The sequence below is a fragment of the Actinomadura darangshiensis genome (genome assembly GCF_004349235.1).
Taxonomy (GTDB): Bacteria; Actinomycetota; Actinomycetes; order Streptosporangiales; family Streptosporangiaceae; genus Spirillospora; species Spirillospora darangshiensis.
The window spans coordinates 1-8894 of record NZ_SMKY01000338.1 but is presented as its reverse complement, the minus strand read 5'-3'; the positions used below and the strand labels follow the sequence as shown (position 1 = coordinate 8894).

Genomic DNA, 8894 nt, shown 5'->3' with positions numbered 1-8894 from the left:
GCCTTCCGGGAGGGGCCTTCGGCGGGGCATTGGCTAGGTACGACGCAGAGCGGGCGTGACGTTTTCGCCCTCACGCTGCATGGCGCGCAGCAATCGCTGTTGGTCGGGCTGCTCGCGGCCGTGCTGTCGACCGCCTTCGCCGCCGTCGCCGGGACGGTGGCCGGATTCGCGGGCGGGTGGGTCGACCGGACGGTGATGTGGGGCGTGGATCTGCTGCTCGTCCTCCCGTCCTTCCTCATCGTCATCGTCCTGGCGCCGCGGCTGAGCGGCGGGGCGATGCTCGCGCCGCTACTGGCCGCGTTCATGTGGATGGTCACCGCCCGCATGGTGCGGAGCATGACGATCTCGGTGCGGGAGCGCGAGCACGTGCTCGCCGCCCGGTTCCTCGGGGTGGGCGCGCCGCGGGTGATCGTCCGGCATGTGCTGCCGCGACTGGCGTCGCTGCTGGCCGTGGACGTGAGCCTGAGCGTCAGCGTCGCGATCGTCGCGGAGAGCGGCCTGTCCTACCTCGGGTTCGGGGTGCGGCCTCCGGACGTCACGCTCGGCACGGTCATCGCCGAGGGGCAGGGCGCCGCGGTCGCCCGTCCGTGGATGTTCGGGTTCGCCGCCGGGCTGCTCGTCCTGATCGTCGTCGCGGTGAACCTGCTGGGGGACGGGTTGCGGGACGTCCTGGACCCGGAGGGCGGGCGTTGACGGTGCTACAGGTCACCGACCTCACGGTCGACCATGCGTCCGGTCCGCGTGCGGTGCGCGGAGTGAGTTTCACGGTCGGCGCGGGCGAGGCTCTCGGAATCGTCGGTGAGTCGGGGGCCGGTAAGACCGCGCTGGCACTCGCCCTGATGGGGCTCCTTCCGGACGGCTCCCATGTGACGGGATCCGTGCGGTTACGCGGTGAGGAACTGCTGGGACGGTCCGACGCGGAACTGTCCCGGGTGCGGGGCAAGGACCTGGCGATGGTGTTCCAGGATCCGTTGTCGGCGCTTACGCCGGTCCACACGGCGGGGGACCAGATCGCCGAAGCGGTCCGGATCCACTCGGGAGGAACTCGTGCGGCGGCGCGCGCGCGTGCCGTGGAGTTGCTGGAACTGGTCGGCGTCGCCGATGCGGCGCGGCGGGCTCGGGCCTATCCGCACGAACTGTCCGGTGGCATGCGGCAGCGAGTGATGATCGCGATGGCGATCGCCAACGACCCGGCCGCCATCGTGGCGGACGAGCCCACGAGCGCGTTGGACGTGACCGTCCAGGCGCGGGTCCTGGACGTTCTGCGGCTCGCCCGCGAGATGACCGGCGCCGCGATCGTGCTGATCAGCCACGACATGGGCGTCGTCGCGGGCTTCGCCGACCGGGTCATGGTGATGCGTGAGGGCCGCGCCATCGAGACCGGCCCGGCTGAGCAGATCTCTTGCGCGGGCCAACTGTCGCGCTCACGTCGACTGGATACGGCTCGACCGGAGCGTCCTGTGGTGCTGCGAGTGGACGGCCTTGTCCGTCACTACCCGCTTGCAAGGGGGACGTTGATGCGGCATAGGGCCGGGACCGTGCGTGCTGTGGACGGCATCAGCTTCGACGTCCGGGAAAAGGAAACCCTCGCGCTCGTGGGGGAGTCGGGGTGCGGCAAGACGACCACCCTGATGGAGATACTTCGGCTGGCACGCCCTCAGGAGGGACGCGTCAATGTCCTGGGCCACGACACGGCCTCCTTGCGGGCTTCTCGCCGTAAGGCCTTGCGCAGGGATGTGCAGGTCGTGTTCCAGGACCCGTACGCATCGCTGAACCCTCGCATGAGAGTGGCCGACATACTCGCCGAACCCCTCACCACGCACGGTGTCCCGATTGGCGATCGCGTGCGGGAGCTACTGGAGGTGGTCGGGTTGGAGCCCGGCCATGCTCGGCGTTATCCCCACGCCCTTTCCGGCGGGCAGAGACAGCGCGTGGCCATAGCGAGAGCCCTCGCGCTGGAACCACGCCTATTGCTGTTGGACGAGCCTGTATCCGCGCTGGACGCTTCAGCGCAGACGCGTGTCATGAAGCTTCTGCAAGACCTCCGTGTACGGCTTGGCCTGGCGTTTCTACTCGTGGCCCATGATCTGGCCCTGGTCCGCAGTTCCGCCGACCGGGTGGCCGTCATGTACATGGGCCGCATCGTCGAGATCGGGTCGGTGGACGACGTGTACGGCGCCCCTGCCCACCCGTACACACGCGCACTCCTGGACGTGGCTCCATTGCCTGACCACCTTGAGGCCCTCCCAATGGGGTGCCGTTTCCGAGCCCGTTGCCCGCACTACGTCACGCTCACCGCCCATGACCGCCGCCCATGCGATGAACACGATCCGGAGCTCCGTTCAGTGAAACTTGGGGATGGTCCTGACCAGTCGGTCGCATGCCACCATCAGCACGCCGGAATCAAGGCCGAACGGTGAAACGCACTCTCGGCCTGGTTCTCGTCGGCATCGCGTTGATGACCTCTGCCGGATGCGGTGGCTCTGAGGAAACCAGTGCGGTGAGAAGCCTGCCCGCGTCCGATGTGAACCCAACGCCACGCGGACATGTCATGAATGGCGGGACGTTGCGCTGGCCGCTGCCCGAGTTCCCGTCTCAATGGAACTTCAACCACGTCAACGGGACCAAGGGCGCTGTCGCACATGTTCTGCAAGGCGTCCTGCCGTATCTGATGCGCCCTGACGAGAAGGCTGTGCCGCAACCCGTCCCCGAGTACCTGCGAGCAGCCACGGTCAAGCGCACCGAGCATGGGCAGACGGTCACCTACAAGCTCAACCCGCACGCCAGATGGTCGGACGGCCGACCTGTCGGATACGCCGATTTCGTGGCCCAAGCCCATGCCCTATCCGGGCGCGACCCGCACTACGAGGTCTCGACCGTCACCGGCTACCGGCAGATCCAGCGCATAGAACGCGGCGCCGACGACCAAACGGTCGAGGTGACGTTCACCCAGACCTACGCCGACTGGCGCAGCTTGTTCAGCCCCCTCTACCCGGCAAGCTTCTACAACACCCCACGCGCTTTCAACGCGGCCTGGACAGACCGCCTGCCCGCCACGGCGGGCCCGTTCAAACTGCAGGGGATCGACCGGACGGCCAAGACGGTCACTCTGGCGCGTGACCCGGCCTGGTGGGGCGCACCCGCGAAACTCGACCGCATCGTCTACCGCGCCATGGACACCAGTGCGATGCCCGGCGCGTTCGCCAACAACGAGATCGACCTCATGGACGTCGGCCTGGACGCAGGCGCGTTGCAACGCGCAAGGCAAGTGGACGACGCCATCATCCGGAGGGCGGGCGGCCCGGACTGGCGGAACTTCACCTTCAACGCGGCGGGGCCCACCCTGTCCGATGCAAGGGTGAGACGGGCGGTCATGCTCGGCATCGACCGGCGCGCCATCACGCGGTCCGACCTTTCCGGCCTTGGCGTGCCGGTCCGGACGCTCGGCAACCACTTCTACGTCAACACCCAAAGCGGCTACCGGGATCACTCCCGGCAACTCGGCGGCTACGACCCATCGCGCGCCGGACGGCTTCTGGACGAAGCAGGCTGGAGAACACGCGGCAAGTACCGCGCCAGGGCCGGAAAGACGCTCACGCTGCGGTTCGTGGTCCCGGCCGGGGTGCCGATAAGCAAACAGGAAGGGGAACTGACGCGCGCGCTACTCGAACGCATAGGCGTCCGGGTGGACATCCAGGTCGTCCCGGCTGACGACATCTTCGAGCAGTACGTCACGCCCGGAAACTTTGACATCGTCCCGTTCTCGTGGCTCGGCACCTCGTTCCCCGTGTCGCAGATGAAAGCGGTGTTCGCGCGGCCGCACGGAGGCCGCGTCCAGCAGAACTACTCCCGCACCGGGACCGTGGCCATCGACAGGGCGATGGACCGGGCCATCGCAGAGGTGGATCCGGCGAAGGCTCACGTCCTTGTGAACAAAGCCGACCGGCTCATCTGGCGCCAGGCGTCGGTCCTGCCGCTGTATCAGCGTCCGCAGCTCGTCGCCGTCCGCGCGGACCTGGCCAACCTGGGGGCGTGCGGCTTCCTGGAGCCCGCCTACCAGGACATCGGTTTCGCGACCGGATGACGGTCACGGGAGGTTGAGCTGGATGCCCTTGCGGTCGCTGGTGTAGCGGGCGTTCCACACGTACAGGCGCAGGTCGTCGGCGGAGAGGCCCTCCTTGACCGGCAGGTCGGAGGCGATGCGCACCACGTAGGAGGCGCCCGCCGGCATCATCGTGCTGCCGTTCTCCTCGACCGGCGCCTTGGACCCGCCGACCCTGCCGGTGATCTTGCTGTGGTTGGGCAGGGTGCACATGTCGTCGGGGATGCCGGCCTGCGGCATGCACCGCTCCTTCGCGTCCGCCGGGACCTGCGACTTCGGCATGAAGAGGTCGGCGGGGTAGTCCAGCAGGACGGGCCGCCGCTGGCTGTTGGTCAGGATGTAGTCGGCGTAGGCGTACGTCGTTCCGGACGGCGGCGCCTCGGTGGCGCCGAGCGGCTGCCGGTTCGTGCCCGCCATGACGGCGGCGAGGCTGTAGCCGTAGCCCTCCGGGGTCGTGAAGTTGACGGGCGGGCCGATCTTCGGCGCCCGGACGGACGAGCCCTGCCCGGCGCCGCCCTGGCTCGCCAGGGTGGGCTGGGCGGAGCCGCCGCCGTCCCCGCCCGGGCGCAGGAACACGATCCCGGCGGCCACCGCGGCGATCCCTACGGCCCCGGTGAGGGCCCCGGCCAGGCCGAGCCTCCCCGCGTGGCTCTTCTTTCTCCGGCGGTGCGAACGGTACGGCTGGTAGCTGCTGTTGGACATGGTCGTGCCTGCTCCCTCGGGCCCTCTCCAGGCTCAGTAAGCGCGTCCTGTCGTGCCGGCGGCGACGGCGGCTGGACAGGATACCGGACGCCCGGATCGGCGGCGGTCCAGGTCAGCGGGTTACGAACGGCGCGCGACGAGGGCGTCGCGGCCGATCCCCCGCAGCGAGGCGTCCAGCACCTGCGCGGTGTGCGCGACGGCGATGCCGGCGCCGCGCCGGCGCAGCGCGGTGGCGATCTGCATCGAGCAGCCGGGGTTGGCGGCGACCAGTAGTTCGGCTTCGGTGGCGTCCACGTTCACCGCCTTGCGGTCGCCGAGTTCACCGGCGGCCTCCGGCTGGAACAGGTTATAGGTTCCGGCGGAGCCGCAGCAGATGTCCGGTTCGGCGATCTCCCGCACGGTCAGCCCGGGGATCGCGGCGAGCAGTTCGCGGGGCTGGCTCCGCACGCCCTGCGCGTGGGCGAGGTGGCACGCGTCGTGGTAGGCGACGGTGACCGGAAGTGGCCTCCGCGTCGCGCGTGGCCCGAGTTCCACGAGGTACTCGGCGAGGTCCCGGGTCTTGGCCGAGAGCGCCTCCGCCCGTCCCGCCCAGTCCGGGTCGTCGGCGAGCAGCGCCCGGTACTCCTTCATGGCGGACCCGCAGCCGGCGGAGTTCACCACGATGACGTCGACGGCCTCGAACGTCTCGACCGTCCGGCGGGCGAAGGCGCGGGCCTCGTCCTCGCGCCCGGAGTGCATGGACAGCGCGCCGCAGCAGCCCTGGTTCCGGGGGATGACGACGTCGCAGCCCTCCAGCGCCAGGACGCGGGCCGTGGCGGAGTTGACGTCCGGGAAGAACTCGCTCTGGACGCAGCCGGTCAGCATCCCGACCGTGGCGCGGCGCTCTCCGCGTGCGGCGACACGCTCGGGCAGGTTCGGGGCCTTGCCCAGGGGCGGTGCGAGCCGTTCCATGGCGGCGATGGACGGCGAGATGCGCTCCAGGACGCCGCTCAACCGGACGAGCCGCTCCAGGCCCGACTTCTGATACGCGCGCAGGGGGCCGCGCAAGGCACGGAGCCTCCGCTTGTACGGGAAGAGTTGGAAGACCATCTCCCGTATTGCCCGCTCCTTGAGCGAGCGCGGGTGCTCGCGTTCGACGTCGGCGCGGGTCATCTCGATGAGGCGGTCGTACTGCACACCGGACGGGCAGGACGTCACGCACGCCATGCACCCCAGGCAGCGGTCGAAATGCTCGACCATCGGCCCGCTGAGCGGCTCGCCCTCGACATGCTGCTGCATGAGATGGATGCGGCCCCTGGGGGAGTCCATCTCCTCGCCCCACAGCACATACGTCGGGCACGTCGGCAAGCAGAAACCGCAGTGCACGCAGTCGTTGAGCAGATTCGGGAAGTCGTCCTGGGCGCTCATCAGATTCCTCCTGCGAAACGTCCAGGGGACAGGCGGTGGTCGGGGTCGAACTGGTCCTTCACACGCCGCATCAGCGCGAGGGCCGGTATCGGGCCCCACAGGTCGATCTCGTCGCGCACCTCTTGCGGTGCGTACCGGACGACGGCGTGGCCACGGTGCCGGCTGAGCGCGTTCCGCAGGCGATCCAGGACGTCGGCGACCTCGTCCGGTCCGAGTTCGGCGGGGAGGCCCACGTAGCCGTGTCCGCTGCCGCTCCACGTGAGGTCGATGTCCGGGCCGAGTGTGGTGAGCACGTCGCGGAGCGAGGGCGGCGGGGCGCCGATGTCGATGAGCGTGGTGCCGTCGGGGTAGAGACTCCAGCCGTCGGGTGCGTTTTCACGGATTTCGGCATTCTCGCCGAGGAGTTCTGCGGTCTGCCGAGCGCGCGCGGCGACACCGTCGGGCACGCCTTCGAGCAGGACCGTGACCGTCCCTGGGCTGATGTATTCGAGCGCACTGGGCGCCACGGGAGAGTGCAGGACGGTCTGGACCGCGTCGTTCGTGTCCTCGGGTCCGTCCACGGCGCACGTCACGTACGCGGTGGCGGAAGGGACCGGGTGCAGGCGGAACGTCGCCTCCACGATCAGGCCCAGCGTCCCGTAGGAGCCGGAGAAGAGCCGCCCCAGGTCGTACCCCGCGACGTTCTTGACGACCTTGCCGCCCGACTTGGCGACCTGACCGTCCGCCCGGACGACCGTGAGCCCGATGACCAGGTTCCTGGGCGTCCCGTACAGCGAACGCAGAGGACCGGCCGCCGCCGTGGCGATCGTCCCGCCGACCGTGGAGCCGGGCAGGGGGACGTCGAGTGCGAGCCGCTGACCGCATTCCGCCAGCCTTTCGCTGAGCCGGTCCATCGGCAGCCCGGCCTCCGCCTTGGCGACCAGGTCTCCGGCAGTGTGTTCGATGAGCTTGTCCAGCCGATGTGTATCGACCAGCACATCGCAGCGCGCTGGAGGCGTCCCCCAGTCCAGGCGGGTCTCCGCGCCACGCGGGACGATCGTCAGACCGTTCTCGGCGGCGACGCGCATGACCTCGGCGGCCTCGGCCACGGTCTTCGGTGCCGCGACGAACGCGGGCTCCACGCCGAGCACGCCTTCCGCGGGCTCGCCGGGCCGCACATCGCCGCAGACCTTCGCCAGGGCGTCCAAGGGCCGCATCAGAAGATGTCCGCCTTTCCCTCGAAGGGGTGGGGGCCCTTGCGTTTGCCGGGCACCTCGCCGCAGAGGCGCGGCGTGGGGAACACCTTGCCCGGATTGCACAGACCCGCGGGATCGAATCCGCAGCGGACCATCTGCATGGTGTCGAGGTCGGTGTCGGTGAACATGCGCGGCATGTAGCGGGACTTGTCGACGCCGACGCCGTGCTCGCCCGTGATGGACCCGCCGTGCTCGATGCACAGGTCGAGGATCGCGCCCGAGACCTTCTCGGCGCGTTCCTCCGCGCCCGGCTCGGAGTCGTCGAACAGCACCAGCGGATGCAGGTTGCCGTCCCCCGCGTGGAAGACGTTCGCGACCCGCACGCCCGACTCGGCCGATAGGGCGTCGATGCTGGCAAGGACGTCCGGGAGGACCGTCCGGGGGATCACGCCGTCCTGGACGAGGTACGCCGGGCTGATCCTGCCCACCGCGGCGAACGCCGACTTGCGCCCCTTCCAGATCAGCGCCCGCTCGGTGTCGTCGGCGGCGATGCGGATCTCGAACGCGCCCGCGTCATGGCACAGCCGCTCGACCTCGGTGAACTGGGCCGCGACCTCGGCGTCCGGGCCGTCCAGCTCCACGATCAGCACCGCGCCGGCGCCGGCCGGGTACTCGCAGCGCACGGCCGCCTCCGCCGCCTCGATGGCGAGCGCGTCCATCATCTCGATCGCCGCCGGGACGACGCCCGCGCCGATGATCGCCGACACCGCCGTGCCGCCCGCCTCGATCGAGTCGAACGCCGCCAGCAGCGTCTGCACGGTCTCGGGGACCCGCGTCAGCCGCACCGTGATCTTGGTGGTGATGCCGAGCGTGCCCTCCGCGCCGACGAACACCCCGAGCAGGTCGTAGCCGGGCGCGTCCGCCGCCAGCTCCACCAGCTCGCCGTCCGGCGTGACGACCTCGCAGGCCAGCACGTGGTGCGCGGTGAACCCGTACTTCAGGCAGTGCGCGCCGCCCGAGTTCTCCGCCACGTTCCCGCCGACCGAGCAGATCTGCTGGCTGGACGGGTCGGGCGCGAAGTAGTACCCGTACGGGCGCACGGCCCGCGTCACGTCCAGGTTGATCACGCCGGGCTCCACCACGGCCCGCTGGCCCGGGATGTCGATCTCCAGGATCCGGCGCATCCGGGACGTGACGATCAGCACGCCGTCCGCGCGGGGCAGCGCGCCGCCCGACAGGCCCGTCCCGGACCCGCGCGCCACGTACGGGACGCCGGCCGCCGCGCACTCCCGCACGATCGCCGCGACCTCCTCGGCGGTGCCGGGCAGCACGACGATCCCGGGCGTCGACCGGTGGTTGGTGAGGCCGTCGCACTCGTAGGTGCGCAGCCGCACCGGGTCGGTGATCACCCGGTCCGCGCCGAGCAGCGCCGCCAGCCGGGGCCCGAGCGCCGTGAGCATCGTCTCCATCCTCTCCACGATCCCCCGCCCGCCGACCCGCCGCAAGAT

The 8894-nt window shown here is 70.1% G+C and carries 7 protein-coding genes; 3 read left to right on the top strand and 4 right to left on the bottom strand.

Annotated features, from left to right (window positions below; all coding sequences use genetic code 11):
• The 3 genes from E1293_RS40480 to E1293_RS40470 form a co-directional block, all read left to right on the top strand.
• Positions 1 to 693: ABC transporter permease (locus E1293_RS40480; protein WP_132204362.1), on the top strand; the 693-nt coding region annotated here is incomplete at its 5' end.
• On the top strand, positions 690 to 2420 hold the full coding sequence (locus E1293_RS40475; protein WP_132204360.1) for a dipeptide ABC transporter ATP-binding protein: 1731 nt from the start codon (positions 690 to 692) through the stop codon (positions 2418 to 2420). The genes E1293_RS40480 and E1293_RS40475, both read left to right, overlap by 4 nt.
• Positions 2417 to 4084, top strand: coding sequence for an ABC transporter family substrate-binding protein (locus tag E1293_RS40470; protein WP_243717305.1), 1668 nt, complete (start codon positions 2417 to 2419; stop codon positions 4082 to 4084). Before E1293_RS40475 ends, E1293_RS40470 begins: the two co-directional genes overlap by 4 nt.
• Positions 4085 to 4087: 3 nt before the next feature.
• Here E1293_RS40470 and E1293_RS40465 read toward each other — a convergent pair whose 3' ends face one another.
• The 4 genes from E1293_RS40465 to E1293_RS40450 form a co-directional block, all read right to left on the bottom strand.
• On the bottom strand, positions 4088 to 4804 hold the full coding sequence (locus E1293_RS40465) for a hypothetical protein (protein ID WP_132204356.1): 717 nt from the start codon (positions 4802 to 4804) through the stop codon (positions 4088 to 4090).
• A gap of 120 nt (positions 4805 to 4924) precedes the next feature.
• Positions 4925 to 6211, bottom strand: coding sequence for a (Fe-S)-binding protein (locus E1293_RS40460; protein WP_132204354.1), 1287 nt, complete (start codon positions 6209 to 6211; stop codon positions 4925 to 4927).
• The gene (locus E1293_RS40455) at positions 6211 to 7407 is read right to left on the bottom strand and encodes an FAD-binding oxidoreductase (protein ID WP_132204352.1); all 1197 of its coding nucleotides are present in this window, start codon (positions 7405 to 7407) and stop codon (positions 6211 to 6213) included. Before E1293_RS40455 ends, E1293_RS40460 begins: the two co-directional genes overlap by 1 nt.
• Positions 7407 to 8855: an FAD-linked oxidase C-terminal domain-containing protein gene (locus E1293_RS40450; RefSeq protein ID WP_132204350.1), complete on the bottom strand. Its 1449-nt coding sequence runs from the start codon at positions 8853 to 8855 to the stop codon at positions 7407 to 7409. Before E1293_RS40450 ends, E1293_RS40455 begins: the two co-directional genes overlap by 1 nt.
• Positions 8856 to 8894 lie beyond the last annotated feature (39 nt).